The organism is Pseudomonas sp. CBZ-4, from assembly GCF_000346755.1.
Taxonomy (GTDB): domain Bacteria; phylum Pseudomonadota; class Gammaproteobacteria; order Pseudomonadales; family Pseudomonadaceae; genus Aquipseudomonas.
The window spans coordinates 30,246-53,437 of the sequence record NZ_ANNV01000027.1 but is presented as its reverse complement, the minus strand read 5'-3'; the positions used below and the strand labels follow the sequence as shown (position 1 = coordinate 53,437).

Annotated in this window: 26 protein-coding genes; 20 read left to right on the top strand and 6 right to left on the bottom strand. The window is 62.4% G+C overall.

Annotated elements, in window-relative coordinates:
- The first annotated feature begins 205 nt into the window (after positions 1–205).
- The 4 genes from rhtA (at position 206) to B348_RS0103850 (ending at position 3,008) form a co-directional block, all read left to right on the top strand.
- On the top strand, positions 206–1,093 hold the full coding sequence (rhtA, locus tag B348_RS0103865) for a threonine/homoserine exporter RhtA (protein ID WP_017734844.1): 888 nt from the start codon (positions 206–208) through the stop codon (positions 1,091–1,093).
- 164 nt (positions 1,094–1,257) lie between these two features.
- Positions 1,258–1,539: a hypothetical protein gene (locus B348_RS0103860; protein ID WP_016980214.1), complete on the top strand. Its 282-nt coding sequence runs from the start codon at positions 1,258–1,260 to the stop codon at positions 1,537–1,539.
- Positions 1,540–1,650: 111 nt separating this feature from the next.
- Positions 1,651–2,382, top strand: coding sequence for an SDR family oxidoreductase (locus B348_RS0103855; protein ID WP_017734843.1), 732 nt, complete (start codon positions 1,651–1,653; stop codon positions 2,380–2,382).
- A gap of 32 nt (positions 2,383–2,414) precedes the next feature.
- Positions 2,415–3,008 (top strand): 2-hydroxychromene-2-carboxylate isomerase, encoded by a 594-nt coding sequence (locus tag B348_RS0103850; protein WP_017734842.1) that lies wholly within the window; start codon positions 2,415–2,417, stop codon positions 3,006–3,008.
- On the opposite strand, the gene B348_RS0103845 is transcribed toward B348_RS0103850, so the two are convergent.
- The 3 genes from B348_RS0103845 to B348_RS0103835 form a co-directional block, all read right to left on the bottom strand.
- Entirely contained in the window at positions 3,001–4,809 is a 1,809-nt protein-coding gene (locus B348_RS0103845) for an aminopeptidase P family protein (RefSeq protein WP_017734841.1), read from the bottom strand. The two genes, B348_RS0103850 and B348_RS0103845, sit on opposite strands and share 8 nt — an antisense overlap.
- A gap of 49 nt (positions 4,810–4,858) precedes the next feature.
- On the bottom strand, positions 4,859–6,019 hold the full coding sequence (locus tag B348_RS0103840) for a cysteine desulfurase family protein (protein ID WP_026136531.1): 1,161 nt from the start codon (positions 6,017–6,019) through the stop codon (positions 4,859–4,861).
- Between the two features lie 228 nt (positions 6,020–6,247).
- Positions 6,248–6,517 (bottom strand): hypothetical protein, encoded by a 270-nt coding sequence (locus B348_RS0103835; RefSeq protein ID WP_026136530.1) that lies wholly within the window; start codon positions 6,515–6,517, stop codon positions 6,248–6,250.
- A gap of 398 nt (positions 6,518–6,915) precedes the next feature.
- Here B348_RS0103835 and msuE point away from each other — a divergent pair, with 398 nt between their 5' ends.
- The 4 genes from msuE (at position 6,916) to B348_RS0103815 (ending at position 11,097) form a co-directional block, all read left to right on the top strand.
- Positions 6,916–7,479, top strand: a complete 564-nt coding sequence (msuE, locus tag B348_RS0103830; protein ID WP_017734838.1) for an FMN reductase — start codon at positions 6,916–6,918, stop codon at positions 7,477–7,479.
- A 9-nt stretch (positions 7,480–7,488) separates the two neighbouring features.
- Positions 7,489–8,631: an FMNH2-dependent alkanesulfonate monooxygenase gene (gene ssuD / locus B348_RS0103825; protein WP_017734837.1), complete on the top strand. Its 1,143-nt coding sequence runs from the start codon at positions 7,489–7,491 to the stop codon at positions 8,629–8,631.
- Between the two features lie 162 nt (positions 8,632–8,793).
- Positions 8,794–9,981: an acyl-CoA dehydrogenase family protein gene (locus B348_RS0103820; RefSeq protein ID WP_017734836.1), complete on the top strand. Its 1,188-nt coding sequence runs from the start codon at positions 8,794–8,796 to the stop codon at positions 9,979–9,981.
- Between the two features lie 12 nt (positions 9,982–9,993).
- Positions 9,994–11,097, top strand: coding sequence for a sigma-54-dependent Fis family transcriptional regulator (locus tag B348_RS0103815; protein WP_017734835.1), 1,104 nt, complete (start codon positions 9,994–9,996; stop codon positions 11,095–11,097).
- On the opposite strand, the gene B348_RS0103810 is transcribed toward B348_RS0103815, so the two are convergent.
- The gene (locus B348_RS0103810; RefSeq protein ID WP_017734834.1) at positions 11,086–11,451 is read right to left on the bottom strand and encodes an antibiotic biosynthesis monooxygenase; all 366 of its coding nucleotides are present in this window, start codon (positions 11,449–11,451) and stop codon (positions 11,086–11,088) included. The genes B348_RS0103815 and B348_RS0103810 overlap by 12 nt on opposite strands.
- A 100-nt stretch (positions 11,452–11,551) precedes the next feature.
- On the opposite strand from B348_RS0103810, the gene soxR reads away from it, so the two are divergent.
- The 4 genes from soxR (at position 11,552) to B348_RS0103790 (ending at position 14,614) form a co-directional block, all read left to right on the top strand.
- Positions 11,552–12,001 carry a redox-sensitive transcriptional activator SoxR gene (gene soxR / locus B348_RS0103805; RefSeq protein ID WP_017734833.1) on the top strand — a complete coding sequence of 150 codons (450 nt, stop codon included), beginning with the start codon at positions 11,552–11,554 and terminating at the stop codon, positions 11,999–12,001.
- Between the two features lie 74 nt (positions 12,002–12,075).
- Positions 12,076–12,537 carry a VOC family protein gene (locus tag B348_RS0103800; protein ID WP_017734832.1) on the top strand — a complete coding sequence of 154 codons (462 nt, stop codon included), beginning with the start codon at positions 12,076–12,078 and terminating at the stop codon, positions 12,535–12,537.
- A gap of 247 nt (positions 12,538–12,784) precedes the next feature.
- Positions 12,785–13,660, top strand: coding sequence for an alpha/beta fold hydrolase (locus tag B348_RS0103795; RefSeq protein ID WP_017734831.1), 876 nt, complete (start codon positions 12,785–12,787; stop codon positions 13,658–13,660).
- 39 nt (positions 13,661–13,699) lie between these two features.
- Positions 13,700–14,614 carry a LysR substrate-binding domain-containing protein gene (locus B348_RS0103790; RefSeq protein ID WP_017734830.1) on the top strand — a complete coding sequence of 305 codons (915 nt, stop codon included), beginning with the start codon at positions 13,700–13,702 and terminating at the stop codon, positions 14,612–14,614.
- Between the two features lie 135 nt (positions 14,615–14,749).
- Here the strand turns inward: B348_RS0103790 and leuD are convergent, their stop codons facing one another.
- Together leuD and leuC are read right to left on the bottom strand one after the other, a co-directional pair.
- Positions 14,750–15,364 carry a 3-isopropylmalate dehydratase small subunit gene (gene leuD, locus B348_RS0103785; RefSeq protein WP_017734829.1) on the bottom strand — a complete coding sequence of 205 codons (615 nt, stop codon included), beginning with the start codon at positions 15,362–15,364 and terminating at the stop codon, positions 14,750–14,752.
- Positions 15,361–16,788, bottom strand: coding sequence for a 3-isopropylmalate dehydratase large subunit (leuC, locus tag B348_RS0103780; RefSeq protein WP_017734828.1), 1,428 nt, complete (start codon positions 16,786–16,788; stop codon positions 15,361–15,363). Before leuC ends, leuD begins: the two co-directional genes overlap by 4 nt.
- A 253-nt stretch (positions 16,789–17,041) precedes the next feature.
- Between leuC and B348_RS0103775 the strand changes: the two genes are divergently transcribed.
- The 8 genes from B348_RS0103775 to B348_RS0103740 are packed head-to-tail and all read left to right on the top strand — an operon-like array spanning position 17,042 to position 23,189.
- The gene (locus tag B348_RS0103775) at positions 17,042–18,244 is read left to right on the top strand and encodes a PepSY domain-containing protein (RefSeq protein ID WP_017734827.1); all 1,203 of its coding nucleotides are present in this window, start codon (positions 17,042–17,044) and stop codon (positions 18,242–18,244) included.
- Positions 18,241–18,777, top strand: coding sequence for a hypothetical protein (locus B348_RS0103770; protein ID WP_017734826.1), 537 nt, complete (start codon positions 18,241–18,243; stop codon positions 18,775–18,777). Before B348_RS0103775 ends, B348_RS0103770 begins: the two co-directional genes overlap by 4 nt.
- The gene (locus B348_RS0103765; protein ID WP_017734825.1) at positions 18,774–19,094 is read left to right on the top strand and encodes a hypothetical protein; all 321 of its coding nucleotides are present in this window, start codon (positions 18,774–18,776) and stop codon (positions 19,092–19,094) included. The genes B348_RS0103770 and B348_RS0103765 overlap by 4 nt, the downstream gene beginning before the upstream one ends.
- Positions 19,091–19,651, top strand: a complete 561-nt coding sequence (locus B348_RS0103760) for a DUF6162 family protein (RefSeq protein WP_017734824.1) — start codon at positions 19,091–19,093, stop codon at positions 19,649–19,651. Before B348_RS0103765 ends, B348_RS0103760 begins: the two co-directional genes overlap by 4 nt.
- Before the next feature lie 19 nt (positions 19,652–19,670).
- Positions 19,671–20,591 carry a metal ABC transporter substrate-binding protein gene (locus tag B348_RS0103755; protein WP_026136528.1) on the top strand — a complete coding sequence of 307 codons (921 nt, stop codon included), beginning with the start codon at positions 19,671–19,673 and terminating at the stop codon, positions 20,589–20,591.
- Entirely contained in the window at positions 20,588–21,334 is a 747-nt protein-coding gene (locus B348_RS0103750; protein WP_017734822.1) for a metal ABC transporter ATP-binding protein, read from the top strand. The genes B348_RS0103755 and B348_RS0103750 overlap by 4 nt, the downstream gene beginning before the upstream one ends.
- Positions 21,331–22,230 (top strand): metal ABC transporter permease, encoded by a 900-nt coding sequence (locus B348_RS0103745; RefSeq protein ID WP_017734821.1) that lies wholly within the window; start codon positions 21,331–21,333, stop codon positions 22,228–22,230. The genes B348_RS0103750 and B348_RS0103745 overlap by 4 nt, the downstream gene beginning before the upstream one ends.
- Positions 22,230–23,189 carry a metal ABC transporter solute-binding protein, Zn/Mn family gene (locus B348_RS0103740; RefSeq protein ID WP_017734820.1) on the top strand — a complete coding sequence of 320 codons (960 nt, stop codon included), beginning with the start codon at positions 22,230–22,232 and terminating at the stop codon, positions 23,187–23,189. Before B348_RS0103745 ends, B348_RS0103740 begins: the two co-directional genes overlap by 1 nt.
- Positions 23,190–23,192: the final 3 nt, after the last annotated feature.

The window sequence follows — 23,192 nt, the reverse complement described above, 5'->3', positions numbered from 1 at the left end:
GCCGGAAGTGGGGCGAATTATAGACATCCAGAATCTGCCGTCAACCGTTAATTTGGTTTTTCTATCAAACAAGCCAAAAAAGCCGAGCTCCCTCTATATAGAAGGACCAAACCAAGATAATTGAGCAATATATTGCTCAACCACAAACAGTTAAGCATCATAGCGTCCAATGTTTCTCTACATACGACCTCGGACGAACACCCCAATGACCACCTCCCCCCGCAGCCTGGCCTCGGCATTGTTTCCTGTCGGCCTGCTGTTGATCGCCATGGCGTCTATTCAATCCGGCGCCTCACTGGCCAAAAGCATGTTTCCTATTGTCGGAGCACAGGGCACCACAACCCTGCGTCTGGTTTTCGCCAGTGTGATCATGCTGCTTCTATTGCGGCCATGGCGCGCCAAGCTGACAGCAAAGTCGCTGCGCACCGTAGTCATCTACGGTATCGCGTTGGGTGGCATGAACTTTCTCTTCTATATGTCGCTGCGCACTGTCCCGCTGGGTATCGCCGTAGCGCTAGAGTTCACCGGGCCGCTCGCCGTAGCCATCTACGCATCGCGACGAGCCGTCGACTTCCTGTGGATTGGCCTGGCAATCATCGGCCTGCTGCTGTTGATCCCCATGGGAGAGGCCAGCCACGGCATCGACTTGATCGGCGCCGCCTATGCGCTGGGCGCTGGCGTCTGCTGGGCCCTCTATATCCTGTTCGGCCAAAAAGCCGGCAACGACAACGGCGTCCAGACCGCCGCATTGGGTGTGATGATCGCCGCCTTGTTTATCGCGCCAATCGGTATCGTCCATGCCGGCGCCGCATTGCTCACTCCCGCCCTGATCCCCGTCGCCATCGGCGTTGCCATTCTGTCCACGGCCTTGCCCTACACCCTGGAGATGGTCGCATTGACTCGCCTCCCCGCCCGCACCTTCGGCACCCTCATGAGTATTGAACCCGCATTCGGCGCACTCTCTGGCCTATTATTCCTGCAAGAACACCTGTCCCTGGCACAATGGCTGGCGATCACTTGCATCATCCTGGCCTCCGTCGGTGCCACGCTGACAATGCGCAACGAATCAAAGCCACTGGTTGCGGCGGATTGAGGCATCTTTGCAGGTAGCTCTGGTATTTGCCGCTCATTTAGGCCATGTTTAAGCCGTAAACGAATGTCATTCATGGAGATTTTCGACAGGGACAGCGCGAACGCTACACTCGAGAGCGAGTAGAGCCAGCTTCAAGTATTGCGAAGTGGCTATTAAGGATAGGAATGAAGCGAATTTTGATACTGTTAATGGTCATGGCCATTGCTGGCTGTGCCGCGACCACCAAGACAGAAGTAAAACGGGGCAAAAAAGGGCTGCATATCAACTGTTCGGGCCTGTCGTCCTCCTGGGACCAGTGCTACACCAGCGCTACCAACTCCTGCGGCGCCAAAGGCTACCGGGTTATCGCCAAGTCCGGTGACAACTCCGAGGAACCAGGGGACTACCCCTTCGGCCTCAACCCTGCCGGCTACACCAGTCGCAGTATGATCGTCATTTGCAAATAGTCGCCCGAGCAGTCCACCACCGACTGCTCGCATTTAATTCCCGCGACAAACCCGGCCCTTCGCGGCGCTGCGTCTAGACTCCTGCTCGACTATCGAGCCAACGGAGTTCCCATGACGCACAACAAGAAAATCGTATTGGTAGTGGGCGCCGGTGATGCCACCGGTGGCGCCATTGCCAAGCGCTTTGCCCGCGAAGGCTATGTCGCCTGTGTCACCCGCCGCAGCGCCGACAAATTGCAGCCCCTGGTAGACAGCATCCGATCTGCGGGCGGCGAAGCCCATGGCTTTGCCTGCGATGCACGCAAGGAAGATGACGTGATCGCGTTGGTCGACCAGATCGAAACCGAGCTGGGCCCCATTGAAGCGTTCGTCTTCAACATCGGCGCCAACGTCCCCTGCAGCATCCTCGAAGAAACCGCGCGCAAATATTTCAAGATCTGGGAGATGGCCTGCTTCTCCGGGTTCCTCAATGCACGCGAAGTCGCCAAGCGCATGGTCACCCGCAATCGAGGCACGATCCTGTTCACCGGTGCTACCGCAGGATTACGGGGCGGCGCGGGCTTTGCCGCGTTCGCCGGGGCCAAGCACGGCATTCGCGCGCTCGCACAGAGCATGGCGAGGGAACTGGGCCCGAGGAGTATCCACGTCGCCCATGTGGTGGTCGATGGCGCCATCGACACCGACTTCATTCGCGACAATTTCCCGCAGAAATACGCCCTCAAGGATCAGGACGGCATTCTCAACCCCGAGCACATTGCCGACAACTATTGGTACCTGCACAGCCAGCCACGCGACGCCTGGACGTTTGAACTGGATCTGCGCCCCTGGAATGAACCCTGGTAAGCCCCCATAACAATAAGCAGAGAGCATCAGCCATGCCTAAAACCCTGGAGTTCTTCTTCGACCTCGGCAGCCCCGCCAGCTATCTGGCATACACCCAACTGCCGGCACTGTGCGCCGAAACCGCAGCTCAACTGGTGTACCAACCCATGTTATTGGGCGGGGTATTCAAAGCCACCGGCAATGCCTCCCCCATCACCGTCCCTGCAAAGGGTCGCTACATGTTCGACGACCTTGCTCGATACGCCCAGCGCTACCAGGTAACCCTCAAGTTCAACCCGCACTTCCCGATCAATACCCTGGTGCTGATGCGTGCAGTCACCGGTGTCCAAATGCGTCAGCCTGAGCGCTTCGAGGCTTTTGTCGACTGCCTGTTCCGCGCCCTCTGGGTCGAAGGCCTTCACTTGGGCGATCCCGCCGTCGTTGCCAAAGTACTGACCGAGCACGGCTTTGACCCTGAGGAGGTCCTGGCTCTCGCCAATGACGAAAGCGTAAAGACCGCCCTCAAGGACAAGACCGAACAAGCCGTTCAACGCGGCGTGTTCGGCGCCCCCAGCCTGTTTGTAGGCAATCAGCTGTTCTTCGGTCAGGACCGTCTGGAGTTTGTGCGCGAAGCCTTGATCAAATAGCCGCCGTACGCACCTGCAACCACTCAAGCGCAGCGCCGTTGAGCAACGGGCTCAGGCGCTCGCGCACTTCAGCGTGGTAAGCGTTGAACCACTCACGCTCGTCCGCCGTCAGCAGCGACGGTACCAGGCAGCGGGTGTCGATCGGGCACAAGGTCAGGGTTTCAAACTTGAGGAACTCACCAAACTCGGTCTTGCCCGCTTCACGGTTCAACACCAGGTTCTCGATACGCACCCCCCAACGCCCCGGACGGTAAGTACCCGGCTCGATCGACGTGATCATGCCCGGCTGCATCGCCGTTTGCGGCGCGGCCACGGCCTGGTAGGCGATCACCTGCGGGCCTTCATGCACATTCAGGAAATAACCTACACCGTGGCCTGTGCCATGGCCGTAGTCCACACCCTCGGCCCAGATCGGCGCGCGGGCGATGGCGTCCAGCAACGGCGACAGGATGCCCTTGGGGAAATGCGCACGGGACAAGGCAATCACCCCCTTGAGCACCCGCGTGCAATCGCGCTTCTGCTCGTCACTCGGCGTACCGACCGGCACCATCCGCGTGATGTCCGTGGTACCGCCCAGGTACTGGCCACCCGAGTCGATCAGCAACAAGCCATCACCCTCGATCAGCGCATGCTCTTCTTCGGTGGCATGGTAATGCGGCATCGCCCCGTTGGCGTTGTACGCAGCGATGGTATTGAAACTCAGCGACACATAACCCGGACGACGGGTACGCGCAGCGGTCAGGTGCTCATCAATAGTCAGCTCGGTGATACGTTCACGGCCCAACGCACTGTCCAGCCAGGCGAAAAACTCACACAACGCCGCGCCGTCCTGCTCCATGGCCTGACGGATGTGTTCCGCGTCCGCCAGGCTCTTGCGCGATTTGGCCAGCGTGGTCGGGTTCAGCCCTTCCACGAGCTTGACGCCGCTATCAAGGTTCTCCAGCAGGCCCGCCGTGACGCGTGCCGGATCGACCTGCACACTGGCGCCCGCTGGCACCGCGCGCAATGCATCCGCCACTTCGCTGTAATCACGCAGGGTGACACCGTCCTGCTCCAGCACTGCGCGTAGCGCTGCATCGACTTTGCTCAGCGCTACAAACAACGTGGCCTGCTGTTGATTGATCAACGCGAAGGACACAAACACCGGGTTAAACGACACATCGGCGCCACGCAGGTTGAACAGCCATGCGATGTCATCCAGGGTGGCGATAAAGTGCCAGTCGGCCCCCTTCTCTTGCAGGCTGGCGCGCAGTGCGGCGAGCTTCTCGCCACGGCTGACGGTGGCCTGCGGCGGCAGGTGTTGATAGATCGGCTGGTTGGGCAACGTCGGACGGTCTTGCCAGACCTCGTTCAGCAGATCGATATCGGTACGCAGGCGTGCAGCGCGTTCCGCGAGTTTGCCACCGAGCGTACGCGCCGAAGCCACGGCCATTACCGCGCCATCCACCGCCACCACACCCCCTTCCGGTGTTTGCTCGGCCAGCCATTCCAGCGGCCCAGGTTGGCCCGGCTGCAGCTTCACCAACTCGATACCGCTGCCCTTGAGTTCCTTGGTTGCCTGTTCCCAATAGCGGCTATCTGCCCAAACGCCGGCGAAATCCGCAGTGACAATCAGCGTACCCACCGAGCCATGAAACCCCGACAACCATTGGCGCCCCTGCCAGTAGCCCGGCAAATACTCGGACAAGTGCGGGTCGGCCGACGGCACCAGCAGGGCATGAATGCCCTCGCGGCGCATCAGTTCGCGGGTCTGCGCCAGGCGCTGGGGAACCGTTCCATGGGTCAAGGGCTGCGTACTCATTGTGTCTCCTGCTAACCACGAATAATTATTATGTGTTGCGAAAAAGGGATCAGACCGCCCAGAACGCCGGTGCGCTGGCCAATGCCGCCTTGATCAACTGCGCGGCCTGGTCGATATCCTGCTCGGTGGTAAACCGGCCTAGGCTCAAGCGAATGGTACGGCCGGCACTGCGCGCGTCATGCCCCAACGCCAGCAGCACGTGGGACGGTGCATTGCTTGCCGAATTGCACGCCGAGGTCGCCGAAAACGCGAGCCCCGCGCTCAACGCCGCCGCATTGAATTCGCCCTCGGCGAACGTGAGGCTCAGGGTATGGGGAATACGTTGCGTCGCGCTGCCATTGAGGCGCACACCCGGCACCGCTGCCAGCTGGTCCAGCAGGCGCTGGCGCAAGGCTACGATGACGGCCTTTTCTTCAACAAAAGCTGCCGCCGCCAGGGCGAACGCCGTGCCCATGCCCGCAATCTGATGGGTCGCCAGGGTACCGGAGCGCAAACCACCTTCGTGACCGCCGCCGTGGATCTGCGCCAACACCTTCTGCTGCGCCCGCGGCCCGACATACAACGCGCCGATGCCCTTGGGGCCGTACAGTTTGTGCGCGGAAAACGACATCAAATCCACCGGCCATTGCGCCAGGTCGATTGCCACCTTGCCCGCCCCTTGCGCGGCATCCACATGCAACAACGCGCCATGCTCACGCACCCGCGCGCCAATGCCCGGAATGTCGTTGAGGGTCCCCAGTTCGTTGTTTACCAGCATCAACGACACCAGGAAGGTGTCTTCACGCAACGCTTCGCTCACCGCATCGGCGGTGATCAGCCCATCGGCGTCCGGCACCAGATAAGTCACGGCCACGCCGGCTTCCTGCAATTGCCGCGCGGTGTCCAGCGTGGCCTTGTGCTCGATCTGGCTGGTGATGATATGCCCACCCGCCACACCCCGCGCCTGGGCCACGCCCTTGATGGCGAGGTTGTTGGATTCGGTGGCACCGGACGTCCAGACGATCTGCTCAGCCTGGGCGCCCACCAACTCGGCCACCTGGCGGCGCGCCTGTTCAACCGTTTGCCGGGCCGCTTGGCCGAACGCGTGGGAACTGGACGCAGGGTTGCCGAAATTGGCGTTGAAACCCAGACACTCAACCATGACCTGGATAACCCGCTCATCCACCGGCGTGGTGGCGGCGTAGTCGAAATACAACGGACGTTTATTCATGAAAGACTCGCAGAGCAGGTTCCCGAGAGCAGCGTCTCAGGGGCATCGACCGGGACAGAGGTCGTCAGGTTTAACCGATCAAATGCCATTAAAAAAGGACCACTTTAGGTAAATGTGCGTAGGAACGCTCCTGAAATTCAGCTTAACAGGCTGAAGTCGTGCCATGGAAAACAAAAAGCCCGAGATTCCTTAAGGAGAACCTCGGGCTCTTCATGGCCAATACCGCCCTCAACTGGGACGACCATGCAGGGTCACGCTGCGTTCGGCGTTCATCTCGCCCCTGCGATCAAAGCCGAAAGGCTTCTGTGGCTGGCCAGTCAGTGCGGCGCGCTGCTGTTGGTATTCATCAAACGACAAACCACGACGGCTCAACGCCTCAAGGGCCAACTGTGTGCTTTCGTCTGCCGTGTAAGGGCGCAACTCAGGTGACGGATGGGTCGCACAGCCAGCGAGGACGGCGGTGACAAGCAACAAGCAAACAGCAAGGAATCGGTTCATGGCGGCGGCTCTGCGAAGTAGGTTTCGAGTCAATGAACACAGGCTACTCCCGCACCTTCACAGAGAAAAATCACCTCCCGTGATAGTCGCTATCAGCCATCGAAGCACCTCTGATAGCTGCCGCTATATATTTCCATATGATCTATAAATATGGAAATACGTTCATTTACGGAATAAATATAACCTTCTATAAATGGCCACACACCACACCGGAACTGTTCGCCACGCAACTGTTGCCCAGGCAACAGCCATTCAACAATTCACCACGCAGGCAACACCCGCTTTTTCAGCTACGAGCCCACAGCCCACGCCAATCAAGGCTCGTCGTCATTGGTACAGCTCTTGCTCAACACGTTGCACCGATTTGCTACGAACCCCTGTTGAAAAAGGAACTGTTCATGACCCGTCACCTGAATGTCGTTGCCCTCTCCGGCGGAACCTGGCGCCCGTCCCGTACCCTCGTCTTGACCCAAGCGGTGCTGGCTGAACTGGCCACGTTGCTGCCGATCCAGACCACCTTGATCGAACTGGGCGACATTGCCCGGCCATTAGGCGGCGCCCTGTCCCGTGATGAATTACCCGCCGACGTCGAAGCCCAACTGTTGGCCATCGAACAGGCCGACCTGCTGATCGTCGCCGCGCCGGTCTATCGCGGTTCCTACCCAGGGTTGCTCAAGCACCTTTTCGACCTGGTCGGCCTCAACGCCTTGATCAACACCCCAGTGCTGCTCGCCGCAACCGGCGGCAGCGAACGCCACGCACTGGTCCTCGATCACCAGCTGCGCCCGCTGTTCAGCTTCTTCCAGGCGCTGACCTTGCCGATCGGCGTATACGCCACCGAAGCCGACTTCACCGATTACCAAATAACCAGTGAGCCCTTGAAGGGCCGTATCCGCCTTGCGGCAGAACGCGCTGCACCGTTGTTTGCAGCGCACTCCCCCTCTCTGCTGAAAATCGCTTAAGGATTTGTCATGGATGTTTTCTGGTTTCTACCGACCCACGGCGACGGTCATTACCTGGGCACCACGCAAGGTGCGCGGCCTGTCACCCTCAACTATCTGAAGCAAGTCGCACAAGCCGCTGACAGCCTCGGTTACTACGGCCTGCTGATTCCTACCGGGCGCTCGTGCGAAGACTCCTGGGTCATCGCCTCGGCGCTGGTGCCACTTACCGAACGCCTGCGTTACCTGGTGGCGATCCGTCCGGGCATCATTTCGCCCACCGTTAGCGCACGCATGGCCGCCACCCTGGACCGCCTGTCCAACGGCCGGCTGCTGATCAACGTGGTCACCGGCGGCGACCCCGACGAAAACCGTGGCGACGGCAGTTTCCTCGATCACAGCGAACGCTACGAAGTCTCCGACGAATTCCTCCAGATCTGGCGCCGCGTGTTGCAGGGCGAATCGGTAGATTTCGAAGGCAAACACCTGCGGGTGCAGAACGCCAAGGCCCTTTACCCACCGGTGCAGAAGCCGTATCCGCCGCTGTACTTCGGCGGTTCCTCAGACGCCGCCCACGACCTCGCCGCCGAACAGGTGGATGTGTACCTGACCTGGGGCGAGCCGCCCGCCGCCGTCGCAGCAAAACTCGCCGATGTGCGTGAGCGCGCCGCCCGTCACGGCCGCACGGTGAAATTCGGCATTCGCCTGCATGTGATCGTGCGCGAGACCGAGGAAGACGCCTGGAAAGCCGCCGACAAACTGATCGAACACATCAGCGATGAAACCATCGCCGCGGCGCAAAAATCCTTCTCGCGTTTTGATTCCGAAGGCCAGCGCCGCATGGCCGCGCTGCATGACGGGCGCCGCGACAACCTGGAGATCGCCCCCAACCTGTGGGCCGGTGTCGGCCTGGTGCGCGGCGGCGCCGGCACCGCGCTGGTGGGCAACCCGCAGCAAGTGGCCGCGCGCATCCAGGAATACGCTGACCTGGGGATCGAAAGCTTCATTTTCTCCGGTTACCCGCACCTGGAAGAGGCCTATCGGTTTGCCGAGCTGGTGTTCCCCCTGTTGCCGGAGCCGTACGCCAGCCTGGCCGGGCGCGGTATCACCAACCTCACCGGACCGTTTGGCGAAATGATTGCCAACGATGTGTTGCCCACGACAAAAGCCTGAGGGCAGTGAGATCGGCTTTATGTGGGAGCGGGCTTGCCCGCGATACAGGCACCTCGGTATGTCAGTTAGACCGAGGTGAGGCTATCGCAGGCAAGCCAGCTCCCACACAAGCCCGCCCCCACATTTGGGCTTCATTGCCAGATAAAAAATGAGGAACACCGCGTGACAGCCAAACCCCACAGCGTCCTGCCCTCCCCCTTGCAGACCGCCAAACTGCTGGCCGCCGAATTCGCCCTCAGCGCCGTCGAACGCGACGAGCGCGGCGGCACGCCCAAAGCCGAACGTGATGCCTTGCGTCACAGCGGCCTGCTGGCCCTGAGCATTCCCACCCAATACGGCGGCCTCGGCGCACGCTGGAGCGACACCCTGGGTATCGTGCGCGAATTCGCCAAGGTCGACAGTTCCATCGCCCACGTCTTCGGCTTCCATCACCTGATGCTGGCCACCGTGCGCCTGTTTTCGCGCCCGGACCAATGGCAACCCTGGTTCGAACAGACCGCGCGCAAGAACTGGTTCTGGGGCAACGCTCTCAACCCACTGGACACGCGTACGGTGGTCAAGGACTTCGGTGGCTGGCGCGAATTCTCCGGCAAAAAGAGCTTCTGCTCCGGCGCCAGCGACTCGGAGATGCTCATCGCCTCCGCGGTGGACGAAAGCGCCGGCGGCAAGCTGCTGATCGCCGCCATCCCCAGCGGGCGCAGCGGCATCACCCTGCACAATGACTGGAACAACATCGGCCAGCGCCAGACCGACAGCGGCAGCGCCAGCTTCGAGCGGGTGCGCGTCGAAGAATCGGAGTTGCTGCTCGACCCGGGCCCACTGAGCACGCCGTTTGCCTGCCTGCGCCCGTTGATCGCCCAGTTGACCTTCACGCATATGTTTCTCGGGATTGCCGAAGGCGCCTTTGAGGAAGCGCGCAACTACACCCTTACCGAAACCCGCGCCTGGCATAAATCCTCCGCCACCGACGTGCGCAACGACCCCTACGTGCTGCATCACTATGGCGAGTTCTGGGTGGCGCTGGAAGGCGTACGCCTGTTGGTCGAACGCGCCGCCGACTTGCTTGACCAGGCGTGGGCCAAGGGCCCCAACCTCAGCGAGCACGAGCGCGGCCAACTGGCGATTGCCATCGCCACCGCCAAAGTCGCCGCCACCCGTCAGGGCCTGGAGTTGTGCAGCCGCCTGTTCGAAGTCACCGGTGCGCGCTCTACCCACGCGTCGCTACGCCTGGATCGGCACTGGCGCAACCTGCGCACCCAGAGCCTGCACGATCCGCTGGACTACAAGCTCCACGAACTGGGGGACTGGGCGTTGAACCACTCCCTGCCCATTCCGACGTTCTACTCCTGAGAAGAGGTGCCCATGCAGCTATTAACCCTACCGCCCTCGCCCGCCCTTGCGACCTCGATTCGCGCCACCGCCCAGGTCTTCGAAGACCCGAAATCCCAGGCGCTGCTCGACCACATCCAGCAAGTCGCGCCCAGCGAAGCCAGCGTGTTGATCATCGGCGAGACCGGCACCGGTAAAGAGTTGGTGGCGCGGCATATCCACAACCTCAGCGCGCGGCGCAACCGGCCATTCGTGGCGGTGAACTGCGGGGCGTTCTCCGAATCCCTGGTAGAGGCCGAACTGTTCGGCCACGAAAAAGGCGCCTTCACCGGCGCCCTCAGCGCCAAGGCCGGCTGGTTCGAGGAGGCGGACGGCGGCACCTTGTTTCTCGATGAGATCGGCGACTTGCCGATGGCGATCCAGGTCAAACTGCTGCGCGTCCTACAGGAACGCGAAGTGGTACGCCTGGGTTCACGCAAGAGCATTCCGATTGATGTGCGCGTACTCGCCGCAACCAATGTGCAATTGGAGAAGGCGATCAATGCCGGGCATTTTCGCGAAGACCTGTATTACCGCCTCGACGTGGTCAGCCTGGAGCTCAGCCCGCTGCGCGAGCGCCCCGGCGATATCCTGCCGCTGACCCGGCATTTCATCGAAGCCTACAGCCAACGCCTCGGCTACGGCCCGATCACCATCAGCCGCGAGGCCGAGCACAAGCTGAAAAGCTACAGCTGGCCGGGCAATATCCGCGAGCTGGAAAACGTGATTCACCACACCCTGCTGATCTGCCGCAACGGCGTGATCGAACGGGACGACCTGCGCCTGTCCAACCTGCGCATCGAGCGCCAGGACGACAGCGGGCACGGCACCGACAACAGCGCCGCCGCGTTGCTGGAGCGTGCCTTCCAGAAACTCTTCGAAGAACAGGCCGGTGCCCTGCATGAAAAAGTCGAAGATGCGCTGCTGCGTGCCGCCTACCGCTTCAGCCATTACAACCAGGTCCACACCGCCAACCTGCTGGGCCTGAGCCGCAACGTCACGCGCACGCGGCTGATCAAGATCGGCGAACTGGCGGTGAACAAGCGTCGCCCCGGCGAAAACCTGCAAGGCGAACGCATGTTGCACTTATCCATCTAGACGGCAGTGCAAGGCATTGTCATGGCTGCGCTCGAAACTGCGCAGCACCTGGAACGAACCGAAGGTCACGGCCGTGGCCTGGTGGGCGCGGATCAGCGTCCAGAAATCTTCCTCGCCATGCTCAAAGCATTTAAACGCCGCCTCGCCGTCCTCACGGGAGCGCCATTGCAGGTAATTGAGCACCCGCCGCCCATCGTCGCTGACCTGCACACTCGCATTGATAAAACCGCCATGGCCTTGCGCCAGGCGCTCGCTTTGGGTGCTCAACGCAGCCACCAGGGCGCCTTGCTGGCGGGGTTCGATCTGAAATTCGATCAATTGAGTGAAGCTGCGATTCTTCTCTGATACCTGCATGAACACTCCCCTTTCTCTGTAGGCAGAATCTTGCGATCCGATGCCACGCAGGGTAAAACCTCTAGTTAAGTCAAGGTCAAGCACTGTTAGGGGTTTTTGCATGATCAACAAGGAACTCACCGTCGGCCAATTGGCGGCGCGCAGCGGTGTAGCGGTGACGGCGCTGCATTTCTACGAGAACAAGGGACTGATCAAAAGTAATCGCAACGCGGGCAATCAGCGGCGCTATCCACGTGACGTGTTGCGGCGCGTGGTGGTGATCAAGATCGCCCAGCGCCTGGGCATACCCCTGGCGACGATTGGCGAGGCGCTGCAAACACTGCCGGATGGGCGCACGCCGACGGCCAAGGATTGGGAACGCCTGTCGGCGCTGTGGCGCGAGGATCTGGATGAGCGCATCAACAAGTTGTTGCTGCTGCGCGACAAGCTCAATGGTTGTATCGGCTGTGGCTGTTTGTCGTTGGAGGCGTGCCCGCTGCGCAATCAGGATGATCAGTTGGGAGAGCGTGGGCCAGGGGCACAGTTGCTGGAGCCCACCACACAACCCTGAAAGGTGGCTGCCTTGGAGACGTGACCTATAGTGAAAAAGCCGTCCCTCCAAAACCACCACCCAAGGAGAACGAAATGAGCGTCAAGCCTATCCCCGAGGGCTTTCACAGTATTACGCCGTACCTGGGCGTTGAAAAAGCCGCCGAAGCGATCGAGTTCTACAAAAAAGCCTTCGATGCCATCCAAGTCATGCGCCTGGACATGCCCGACGGCAAGGTCGGCCACGCCGAGTTACGCATCGGCGACTCGCCGATCATGCTCGGCTCGCCCTGCGATGAAAGTGCCTTCGGCAGCCCGCGCGACGGGCATACCAGTGTCGGTATCCACCTCTATGTCAACGATGTGGATGCGCAGTACAAACAAGCCATCGCCGCGGGTGGCACCGTGATCTCAGAACCCAAGGATCAGTTCTACGGCGACCGCTCCGGCACGCTGAAAGACCCGTTCGGCCATGTGTGGTTCATGGCCACGCACAAAGAGGAGCTGACTGAAGCGCAGATTCGCCAGCGTGCCGAAGCGATGTTCCAACAGAGTTAAGGACTGACACACATCCAATGTGGGAGCGGGCTTGCCCGCGATAGCGGTCTGCCTGTGACGAATACCTCGCCTGACACTCCGTAATCGCGGGCAAGCCCGCTCCCACACCAGCCGGTTCCCATGCCGGATCTTCATTGGTTGAAAGACCCTTCCTACACACTTCATGAACCCCCCCTCCACGCTTTACCCCTTGCCACCTACACCCACTGATTCCACGATGCAGACCATTCTCACAAGGGGTCATTCCATGTTCGCCGGCTTCCAGAAAGACCATTGCCACGTCAACGGCGTCGACATCAGCTACCGCAAAGGCGGCACGGGCCCCGGCCTGCTCCTGCTGCACGGGCATCCGCAAACCCACGTGATCTGGCACAAAGTCGCCGAGCAGTTGGCCCGACACTTCACCGTGGTCGCCGCCGACCTGCGCGGGTATGGCGACAGCAGCAAACCGCCAGCCGACGATCATCACGCCAACTACTCGAAACGGGAAATGGCCCGGGACAGCGTCGAACTGATGCGCACCCTCGGCTTCAACAGCTTCTCGGTACTGGCCCACGACCGTGGCGCCCGCGTCGCCCATCGCCTGGCCCTGGACCACGCTGGCGCCGTGCAACGCATGGTGTTGCTGGACATCGCACCGACGCTGGCGATGTACGCGCAAACAGACGAAGCCTTTGCCCGCGCCTACTGGCACTGGTTCTTCCTGATCCGCCCGGCGCCGTTGCCGGAAGCCTTGATCGAGAGCAACCCCGAGCTGTACTTGCGCAGCGTGATGGGCAGTCGCAGCGCCGGGTTCAAGCCGTTCACCGATGAGGCTTTCGCCGAATACCTGCGCTGCATCAAGCTGCCGGGCGCTGCCAACGGCATCTGCGAGGACTACCGCGCATCGGCGGGCATTGACCTTGCGCACGACCAGTCGGATATCGACGCGGGCAAACACCTCGACCTGCCGCTGCTGGTGCTGTGGGGCGCCGAAGGCACGGTCGGGCGCTGTTTCGAGCCGCTCAAGGAATGGCAGCAAGTCGCCACCAACGTGCGCGGCAAAGCCCTGCCCGCCGGTCACTACCTCGCCGAGGAAGCCCCCGAGTTGTTGTTGGGCGAAGTCCTGGCCTTTCTGCGCTGAGTGCTATTCTGGCGGCTCATGCCGCCACGTCTGCTTGCGATGACCCATAAGAAAGATACCGTGCCCCTCCCCGAAGACCTGCGGGTATTCCTCACCGTGATCCGCAAGGCGGGCTTCGCGGCCGCCGCCGATGAGCTGGGGCTGTCGCCGGCGTATGTGAGCAAGCGCATCCAGATCCTCGAATCCACCCTGGCCACGCGCCTGTTGCACCGCACCAGCCGGCGCATCGCCGTGACCGAAGACGGCGAACGGGTACAGCGCTGGGCGGTGCGCATCCTCGAAGACTTCCAGCAACTGTCCGATGAACTGTCCGACGCCCACGACAGCCCGCGCGGGCACCTGCACCTGTGCAGCAGCTTCGGCTTTGGCCGCAACCATGTGGCCCCCGCCGTGTCCTTGCTGGCGCAACAGTACCCGGACCTGGAAATCCGCCTGGACCTGTTCGACCGCGTGGTGGATATCGTCAACGAAGGCTTCGACCTGGAGATCCGCGTCGGCGATGACATCCCCGGCCAGCATATCGGCCGGCGCCTGGTGAGCAATCGACGGGTGCTGTGCGCCGCGCCCTCGTATTTAGAGCGCCGAGGCACACCACAACAGTTGGGTGACCTGGAGCAACACGATTGCCTGGTAATCAAGGAACGCGACAACGCGTTTGGCATCTGGAACCTGGAGAGCCGCGGCGCGCCGGCCAGCGTGCGCGTGCGTGGGCCGTTGTCGTCGAACAATGGCGAGATCGTGTTGCAGTGGGCCCTGGATGGGCGCGGCGTGTTGCTGCGTTCGCTGTGGGATGTGCAGCCATTGCTGGAGCAAGGCACGCTGGTGCAGGTGCTGCATGACTATTCCCAGAGCGCCAACGTGTGGGCGGTGTACCCGACACGGTTGGCGCACTCCGGGAAGTTGCGGGCGTGTGTGGAGTTTTTGCAGGAGCACTTCAAGCAGCTCTCCATCTAACCCAGCTCCCAACTTGGAATGAGTACTCATGTGGGAGCTGGCTTGCCTGCGATAGCGGTCTGTCAGTCACAGATTTGCAAGCTGATCCACCGCAATCGCAGGCAAGCCAGCTCCCACAATTTGTACTGAGGTGTGTCAGTTGAGCCAGGGGTTGGCTTGCAGGTGTCGGTGCTCGAAGGCCTTGATCTGTTCACTGCGCTGCAAGGTGCTGCCTATCGCATCCAACCCCAACAACAGCGCAGTCTTGCGCAAGGTGTCGATCTGGAACGGGATCACTTGCCCATCCACCAACTGAATCTCTTGTGCTTCCAAGTCCACACTGATCTGCGCCCCGTCCGCCCGGCTGACCGTCTGCCCCAGCCCCTGTAACACCGCCTCGTCCAAGGTAATCAACAACACCCCATTCCGCTGGCAGTTGTCATAAAAAATCCCGGCAAAACTGCTGCCGATCAGCGCCCGAATCCCCATCTGCTGCAACCCCCACACCGCATGCTCGCGGCTGGAGCCACAGCCGAAGTTCGGCCCCACCACCATAAAGCTCGCCCCTTGCCAGCCCGGCTGGTTCAGCACGAACCCAGGGTTCAGCTCACCGCTGGCCAGAAAGCGCAAATCAAAGAACAACCCACGATCCAGCCCACTTCGGTCGATGCCCTTGAGAAACTGCTTGGGCATGATCACGTCGGTGTCGATATTCGCCGCCAGCATCGGCGCGGCCTTGCCGGTGACGTGGGTAAAGGGTTGCAGGCTCATGAACGGTCTCCAAAGTGGCGGATGTCGGTGAGACGGCCGGTGATGGCGGCAGCGGCGACCATCGCCGGACTCATCAGGTGGGTGCGTGCGCCCGCGCCCTGGCGGCCTTCGAAATTGCGGTTGGTGCTGGAGGCGCAGCGGTCGCCGGGGGCCAGCACGTCGTCGTTCATCGCCAGGCACATCGAGCAGCCCGACTGGCGCCATTCAAAGCCGGCGTCGATAAAGATCGCCGCCAGCCCTTCGGCCTCGGCCTGGTCGCGTACTTCGGTGGAGCCGGGCACGATCATCGCCCGCACATGCGTGGCCACCTGTTTGCCGCGCACCACGCGGGCGGCGTCGCGCAGGTCTTCGATGCGTGCGTTGGTGCAGGAGCCGATAAACGCATGGCTGATGACGATGTCACTCAGCGCCATGCCGGGCTCCAGGCCCATGTAGTCGAGGGCACGACGCATGTCCTGGCGCAGGATCAGGTCACTGACCGCCTGCGGGTCCGGCACGCGGGCGCCGATGGGCGCGGCCTGGTCGGGGCTGGTGCCCCAGGTGACCATGGGTTGCAGGGTGGTGGCGTCAAGGTGCACTTCGCGGTCGAACACCGCGTCGGCGTCCGAATGCAGTTGGCGCCAGCCCGCCAACGCCTGCTCCCACAGCGCGCCCTGCGGCGCACGTGGCTTGTCCTTGAGGTAGGCGAAGACCTTTTCATCCGGCGCCATGAACGCGCCCCGCGCACCGGCCTCCACTGCCATGTTGCAGATGGTCATGCGCGCCTCGACGCTCAGCGCATCAATGGTCGAGCCACGGAATTCGATGGCGTAACCCGTGGCACCGGACGCGCCGATCCTGCCGATCCTGCCGATCAGCGCCATGATCACATCCTTGGACGTCAGGCCCGGCGCCAGCGCGCCATCCACCGTCACGCGCATCGCCTTCAAACGCTTGTAGACCAGGGTCTGCGAGGCCAGCAGGTGCTCGATTTCGGAGGTGCCGATACCAAAACCGAACGCGCCGAGGGCGCCATAGGTGGTGGTGTGGCTGTCACCGGCAGCGATCACCATGCCCGGCAGGATAAAGCCCTGCTCCGGGGCGATCACATGCTCGATGCCTTGGCGCTTGTCGAGGATGTCCAGCAGTTCGATGCCAAAGTCCCGGCAATTCTCCGCCAGGTATGACACCTGCCGTGCACCGCCCGCGTCGGGCATCGCCGCAATGCGTGTAGGCGTGGTGGGGTTTACATGGTCAACCACTGCCAGCGCCGTGCCGGGGCGCCACACCGTGCGCCCGGCTTCACGCAGGCCACTGAACGCCTGGGGGCTGGTGTATTCGTTGATCACCTGGCGGTCTATATAAAGCAGCACATGGCCCTGGTCATCCAGGGCGCACACCGTGTGGGCGTCGATATGTTTGTCGTAGAGGGTTCTGGCGGTCATTTTTCTTCGGGCTCACGCAACGGTATGCGCCCATCCTACGGAGCCCGGCGCCCCTATCAACGGCGCCTGGGTGAAGGCTGGGAACATGTTTCGTGTTCGATCGGGGGGCGCAGAAACATTTACTTTCATTTCCGGGTTAGGGATTTCCGATTCTCATCCGTCTTAACTTAGATACAGCCCGTCGCGTCAGCAAAAGCTACGACCGGCCTTTCCCGGGCCTCCATCGCCCCCTCCGCTCAAGACCCGCATCCCCATGTCGAAGAAGTCACGTTCAAAACTCTGGTTTCTCGTACATAGCTGGCTGGCATTGCCCATCTGGTTTTTTGTACTGATCGTCTGTGTCACCGGCACCTTGGCGGTGGTCAGCCAGGAGATCGTCTGGCTGGCCAACCCGGACATCCGCGCAAGCAAGCCGTCGGATGATGCCGAACCGCTGAGCTACGACCAGGTGATCGCCGCCATCAAGCGCGATGAACCTGCGGTGTTCGTCCAGTCGATCAGCCGCCCTGACGAATCCCATTTCGCCCTCAGCGTCGACCTCAGCTACCCCGACGGGCGCTCCGTCGAGGTGTACGTCAACCCCTACACCGGCGCGATCCAGGGCATCAGCCCGTCCTTCAACTTCCAGGCCTTTACCCGTGCCCTGCATGGCTGGTGGCTGGTGCCGTTCACCAATGGCTACAGCTGGGGCTGGTACCTGGTGTCGGCGCTGGGCATTCCGCTGCTGGCGTCGCTGGTGACCGGGCTGGTGGTGTACAAGAAATTCTGGAAAGGCTTCCTGCGCCCCACCCTGCGTGTGCGCCACGGTGCGCGGATCTTCTGGGGCGACTTCCACCGCCTGAGCGGTATCTGGTCGATCTGGTTCATCCTGGTGATCGCCGTCACCGGCATCTGGTTCCTGATCCGCGCGATCCTGGGGGACAACCAGATTTCCATCTCCACCGAGCCGGTGATCCCGGTGATCGCCCGGGAGAAGGTGCCGATGTCGCAACCCGGCGTGCCGGCGCCGATGATTCCGGTGGACGAGGCGATCAAGATCGCCACCCAGCGCATCCCGGGGCTGGAGGCGAGTTTCGTCAGCCTGCCGCTGAATGCCTACAGCCACTTGCAGATTGGCGGCCGCGGCTGGTACCCGCTGATGTACCAGACCGCACAGATCAACCCGTATGACGGCGAGGTCGCTGCGGCGCACTTGCTCTCCGACCGCTCCAAACTGGAGTTCGTCACCGAATCCATGCGCCCGCTGCACACCGGTGATTTTGGCGGCCTGTGGATCAAGCTGATCTGGGCCTTTTTCGGCCTGATCATGAGCATGATGGTGTTGAGCGGCCTGCTGATCTGGACCAAACGCACCGCCCTGGCCACCCTCAATGCCCTCAAGCGCGAAGCCAAGACCCAGCGCGCGCCGGCGGCCACCCCGGCCATGCAGACTGAAACCTCGGAGGCCCACCCATGAGCAAAGTCGTTGCTGCACCGCCTTCGCCGCTGCGGGCCTTTTGGCTGAAATGGCGTTTTCACATCAATGTCCTGCTGTTGCTGGTGCCCCTGGGTTTCATGCCCAAGTACTTTGCCGACGCCGCGTTGTTCCGTGGCGACACCGGCATCGGCGAACGCGTGGCCGGTGACGTGCAGGTCGGGCCCTGGAGCCTGACCCTCGCCGAGTTTCGCAACGAAGCCCCGCGCCCCGACCCGGCCGGGCCGATGAAATTCTTCAACGCCGCCCTGTGCGACACCTGCGCCGAGCAGGTCAAGGCCACCTACCTGCGTATCGGCAAGCCCCGCAGCCTGCGCGCCGCCGGGGTGATCTTCTTTGGCACGCCGTACCGCATGGGCGCCGCCCTGCCGATCCCGGAACGCACCCCGGCCGACGCCGAAGTGTGGGTCACCATGGAAGGCTGGGACGGCAGCATGCACCAGGGTTCCATCCCGCTGAGCCAGGCCTCGCCTGCCACTATTGCCTGGCTGAACAAGCAAGGAGTTAAACCATGACTTTGATGCGCACCTGCGCGGCCCTGTTGATCGGTGCCGGCTTCAGCACCCTGGCCCTGGCCCACAACCCGATGTGCGAATGCAAGGAAATCCCCGGCGAGCAGATCCAGTGCACTGGCGGCTTTTCCGACGGCAGCGGCGCCCCCGGCGTGACCCTGGATGTGATCGGCTACGACGAAACCATCCTGGTGCCCGGCAAGCTCGGCCAGGACTCGACCCTGACCTTCAAGAAGCCGTCCGCCGAGTTCTATGTGCTGTTTGATGCGGGCCCCGGCCACGTGGTGGAAATCGACCAAGCGGACATCCAGCCGCAATGACCACCACACAAGTTGTCCGCCCCGCCGGCGCCGGCCACGAAACCCTCTACGTCCTGCTGCTGTGCCTGATCATCCTGGCCGTGGCCGGTTCAGTCATCGCGCTGCACGGCGAAACCCAGGAAGTCGCCGCCGTGCCCAGCCACCAGCTGGATGCGCGCCGCGACCTGAGCGCCGCCGAGCAAGGGATCTATGCGGACCTGCGGGTGACCCTGGATGAAATCCAGTTGTTGCAGCAGGAGCAGAGCAGCCTGCCGACACCGGCGCAACTGGCCGAAGAAGGCTTCGCGCCTTTCGCCCAGGACGCCAGTTCGGTCAGCCGTGGCGACCATCGCTGGCAGGTGCTGGAGCCTTCGTCCTACCTGGGCCTGAGCCAGGTGCCGAGCACCGCCGGCTCGCTGCTGATGCGCGTGCACGGTGCCGAGCCGGATGTGTGGCTCAACCGCAGCGCCAACCTGAGCGCCCCCGCCGACCTCACTGACCAGGCGCTGATCGCAGCCGGCTGGCAACAAGTGGTCACGCAATTCGATGCCGGCGTGACGCGCCAGCACCGTCACTGAACGAGAAGACCGAGTGCCCATGTCTATTTCATCTCCCCTGTTGCGTCTGTTGCTGGTCGGCCTGTGCAGCCTGATGCTCGCCCCGCTGGCCAATGCCGAGGCGGCTAAACGCCTGCGTATCGGCATCACCCTGCACCCGTACTACAGCTATGTGAGCAATATCGTCGGCGACAAGGCCGAGGTGGTGCCGTTGATTCCTGCCGGTTTCAACCCCCATGCCTACGAGCCGCGCGCCGATGACATCAAGCGTATCGGCAGCCTCGACGTGATCGTGCTCAATGGCGTCGGCCACGACGATTTCGCCGACCGCATGATCGCCACCAGCGAGCGCCCGGACATCCCGGTGATCGAAGCCAACGCCAACGTGCCGCTGCTCGCGGCCACCGGCAATGCGGCGCGCGGCGCGGGCAAGGTGGTCAACCCGCACACCTTCCTGTCGATCAGCGCGTCGATCGCCCAGGTCAACAACATCGCCCGCGAACTGGGCAAGCTCGACCCGGACAACGCCAAGACCTACACCCAGAACGCCCGCGCCTACGGCAAACGCCTGCGCCAGATGCGCGCCGACGCCCTGGCCAAACTGACCAGCGCGCCCAACCCGGACCTGCGCGTGGCCACCGTACACGCGGCCTACGACTACCTGCTGCGCGAGTTCGGCCTGGAAGTAACCGCCGTGGTCGACCCGGCCCACGGCATCGAGCCGAGCCCGAGCCAATTGAAAAAGACCATCGATGAACTGCGCGCCCTGGACGTGAAGGTGATCTTCTCGGAGATGGATTTCCCGTCGACCTACGTCGAGACCATCCAGCGTGAATCCGGGGTCAAGCTGTACCCCCTGTCGCATATTTCCTACGGCGAATACTCGCCCGAGAAGTACGAAGTGGAAATGACCGGCAACCTCAACACCGTGGTGCGGGCGATCCAGGAGTCGGGGGCATGACGGCGGCCGAACACCTGACAGTGGCCAGCGTCGGCCCGACGCTCGAGTTCGACAAGGTCTCGCTGACCCTGGGCCGCACGGTGATCCTCGATGGCGTGAGTTTCCAGGTGCAACCGGGCAGCATCCACGCGCTGGTCGGCCCCAACGGCGGCGGCAAAAGCTCGCTGATCAAGACGCTGCTGGGGCAAACGCCGCACCAGGGGCAGTTGCGCCTGCACTGGCCGAACAGCGTGGGCACCGTGGGTTATGTGCCCCAGGCCTTGGAGTTCGACCGGGGCCTGCCGATGACCGTGGATGATTTCATGGCTGCCATGTGCCAGCGCCGCCCGGCGTTTCTTGGCCTGTCCAAACATTACGCCGGCGCGATTGGCGATGCGCTGGAACGCGTCGGCATGCAGGACAAGCGCAAGCGCCGCATGGGCGCGCTGTCCGGTGGTGAACGCCAGCGTGTGCTGCTGGCGCAGGGTTTGATCCCGGCGCCGCAATTGCTGGTGCTGGACGAACCGATGTCGGCCCTCGACGAGGCCGGCATCCAGGTGTTCGAACGCCTGCTCAATGACTGGCGCCTGGCCGGCATCACCGTGCTGTGGATCGAACACGACCTGGAGGCCGTGGGCCGCCTGGCCGACCGCGTCACCGGCCTCAACCGCCGCGTGCTGTTCGACGCCACGCCAGAAGAGGCGCTGACCCCGGATCGCCTGCTGACCCTGTTCTCCACCCACCCTCGGAGCCCGGCGCAATGAGTTATGAAGCCTTTCGCTTGATGGTCCAGGGCTGGGCCTCTTCCGGGTACCTGCCGGAAGCGCTGGCCTATGGTTTTGTCGTCAACGCCTTGCTCGCCGGCTTGCTGATCGGCCCGGTATTGGGCGGCCTGGGTACGCTGGTGGTGGTCAAGCGCTTTGCGTTTTTCTCCGAAGCGGTTGGCCATGCGGCGCTGACCGGCGTGGCCGTGGGCATCCTGCTCGGCGAACCCTACACCGGGCCGTACGGCGCGCTGTTTGGCTACTGCCTGCTGTTCGGCATCCTGCTCAACTACCTGCGCAACCGCACCGGCCTGGCGCCGGACACCTTGATCGGCGTATTCCTCTCGGTGTCCCTGGCATTGGGCGCGAGCCTGCTGCTGATCCTCGCGGGCAAGATCAACGTACACATCCTCGAAAACGTGCTGTTTGGCTCGGTGTTGACGGTCAACGGCAACGACCTGCTGGTGCTGGCGATTGTCGGTTCACTGGTCATGGCCCTGGCGTTGCCGTTGTACAACCGCATCATGCTCGCCAGCTTCAACCCGCAACTGGCGGCCGTGCGTGGCGTGGCGGTGAAGACCCTGGATTATCTGTTCGTGATCCTGGTGACACTGATCACCGTGGCAGCGGTCAAAGTGATCGGCGCAATCCTCGTCGGCGCCCTGCTGGTGATTCCGGCCGCAGCGGCGCGTTTGTTGAGCCAGTCGCTGAAGGGGTTCTTCTGGATTTCGGTGCTGATCGCCACCGTCAGCACCCTGTGCGGCATCCTGCTGCCGATCATCTTCGACCTGCCGATCCCGTCCGGTGCCGCGATCATCCTGATGGCCGGTATCGCCTTCGCCCTCGCCGCCATCGCGCGCGGCATCGTGCCCAGCCTCAAAGGGAATCTTGGATAATGCGCCCTGTCTTTCGCCCACTGGCCTTGGCCATCGCTTGCTTGATCAGCACCTCGGCGTTGGCCGTGGATGGTTTCGCGGCCAATGATTTCAAAACCAATCATGGCCTCGGCCATGCCGCGCTGAGCAAGGCCAAGTCGATCAAGCCGGTCAAAGTGCTGGCCTCGCTGCCGATCACCTATGGCTTGGCCGAGGTGTTGCTCAAAGGCACCGACGTGCAACTCGAACGCGCCGCACCGGCGAATCTGCCCGGTTCGCGGCAGGTCTCCTATTTCACCGGCCGTGGCGCCCCGGCGCTGAGCAAGCTGGCCGAAGACGCCGACGCCGCCATCGGCCTGCGCTCGCTGTGGGCGGACGACCCGCTGTACCCGGTGGCGCGGCGCAGCAACATCCGCATCGTCGAAATCGACGCCGCCCGCCCGGTGGACGGCGGCCTGCCGGGCATCGCCGTGCAGCCCGGCGTGGCCGATGGCTTGAACAGCCAACCGTGGCAATCGAGCAACAACCTCGGGCGCATGGCCGATGTGCTGGCCGCCGACCTCAGCCGCCTGGCACCTGGCGCCAAACCGCAGATCGATGCCAACCTCGCCGCCCTCAAGCAACGCCTGCTCAAACTCAGTGCCGACAGCGAAGCGCGGCTGGCCAAGGCCGACAACCTCAGCGTGGTCAGCCTGAGCGATCACTTTGCCTACCTGGTCAGCAGCTTGAACCTGGAAGTCGTCAGCACCGATGCACGGCCGGACGCCGAGTGGACGCCCGAAGCGTTGCAGAAACTCAGTGCCGAGCTGAAAGACAACGATGTGGCGGTGGTGCTGCACCATCGCCAGCCAAGTGAGGCGGTAAAAGCGGCGGTTGCGGCTGGCGGTTCGCAGCTGTTGGTGTTGAATGTGGATGGCGCGGACCCAGTGGCAGAGCTGGAAACCAATGTGGATCAGGTGATCAAGGCACTCACACCCTAAACC

Excerpts from the sequence above, each read along its gene's own strand:
- B348_RS0103740 (WP_017734820.1), top strand. The coding sequence starts at position 22,230 with ATGCGCCCTGTCTTTCGCCCACTGGCCTTGGCCATCGCTTGCTTGATC.
- leuD (WP_017734829.1), bottom strand. The coding sequence starts at position 15,364 with ATGAGCCTGCAACCCTTTACCCACGTCACCGGCAAGGCCGCGCCGATG.
- B348_RS0103760 (WP_017734824.1), top strand. The coding sequence starts at position 19,091 with ATGACCACCACACAAGTTGTCCGCCCCGCCGGCGCCGGCCACGAAACC.
- B348_RS0103835 (WP_026136530.1), bottom strand. The coding sequence starts at position 6,517 with ATGAACCGATTCCTTGCTGTTTGCTTGTTGCTTGTCACCGCCGTCCTC.
- B348_RS0103845 (WP_017734841.1), bottom strand. The coding sequence starts at position 4,809 with ATGAGTACGCAGCCCTTGACCCATGGAACGGTTCCCCAGCGCCTGGCG.
- B348_RS0103750 (WP_017734822.1), top strand. The coding sequence starts at position 20,588 with ATGACGGCGGCCGAACACCTGACAGTGGCCAGCGTCGGCCCGACGCTC.
- B348_RS0103840 (WP_026136531.1), bottom strand. The coding sequence starts at position 6,019 with ATGAATAAACGTCCGTTGTATTTCGACTACGCCGCCACCACGCCGGTG.
- rhtA (WP_017734844.1), top strand. The coding sequence starts at position 206 with ATGACCACCTCCCCCCGCAGCCTGGCCTCGGCATTGTTTCCTGTCGGC.
- B348_RS0103775 (WP_017734827.1), top strand. The coding sequence starts at position 17,042 with ATGTCGAAGAAGTCACGTTCAAAACTCTGGTTTCTCGTACATAGCTGG.
- B348_RS0103810 (WP_017734834.1), bottom strand. The coding sequence starts at position 11,451 with ATGCAGGTATCAGAGAAGAATCGCAGCTTCACTCAATTGATCGAATTT.
- B348_RS0103795 (WP_017734831.1), top strand. The coding sequence starts at position 12,785 with ATGTTCGCCGGCTTCCAGAAAGACCATTGCCACGTCAACGGCGTCGAC.
- ssuD (WP_017734837.1), top strand. The coding sequence starts at position 7,489 with ATGGATGTTTTCTGGTTTCTACCGACCCACGGCGACGGTCATTACCTG.
- B348_RS0103790 (WP_017734830.1), top strand. The coding sequence starts at position 13,700 with ATGACCCATAAGAAAGATACCGTGCCCCTCCCCGAAGACCTGCGGGTA.
- soxR (WP_017734833.1), top strand. The coding sequence starts at position 11,552 with ATGATCAACAAGGAACTCACCGTCGGCCAATTGGCGGCGCGCAGCGGT.
- B348_RS0103815 (WP_017734835.1), top strand. The coding sequence starts at position 9,994 with ATGCAGCTATTAACCCTACCGCCCTCGCCCGCCCTTGCGACCTCGATT.
- B348_RS0103770 (WP_017734826.1), top strand. The coding sequence starts at position 18,241 with ATGAGCAAAGTCGTTGCTGCACCGCCTTCGCCGCTGCGGGCCTTTTGG.
- B348_RS0103860 (WP_016980214.1), top strand. The coding sequence starts at position 1,258 with ATGAAGCGAATTTTGATACTGTTAATGGTCATGGCCATTGCTGGCTGT.
- B348_RS0103745 (WP_017734821.1), top strand. The coding sequence starts at position 21,331 with ATGAGTTATGAAGCCTTTCGCTTGATGGTCCAGGGCTGGGCCTCTTCC.
- B348_RS0103765 (WP_017734825.1), top strand. The coding sequence starts at position 18,774 with ATGACTTTGATGCGCACCTGCGCGGCCCTGTTGATCGGTGCCGGCTTC.
- B348_RS0103855 (WP_017734843.1), top strand. The coding sequence starts at position 1,651 with ATGACGCACAACAAGAAAATCGTATTGGTAGTGGGCGCCGGTGATGCC.
- leuC (WP_017734828.1), bottom strand. The coding sequence starts at position 16,788 with ATGACCGCCAGAACCCTCTACGACAAACATATCGACGCCCACACGGTG.
- B348_RS0103800 (WP_017734832.1), top strand. The coding sequence starts at position 12,076 with ATGAGCGTCAAGCCTATCCCCGAGGGCTTTCACAGTATTACGCCGTAC.
- B348_RS0103755 (WP_026136528.1), top strand. The coding sequence starts at position 19,671 with ATGTCTATTTCATCTCCCCTGTTGCGTCTGTTGCTGGTCGGCCTGTGC.
- B348_RS0103850 (WP_017734842.1), top strand. The coding sequence starts at position 2,415 with ATGCCTAAAACCCTGGAGTTCTTCTTCGACCTCGGCAGCCCCGCCAGC.
- msuE (WP_017734838.1), top strand. The coding sequence starts at position 6,916 with ATGACCCGTCACCTGAATGTCGTTGCCCTCTCCGGCGGAACCTGGCGC.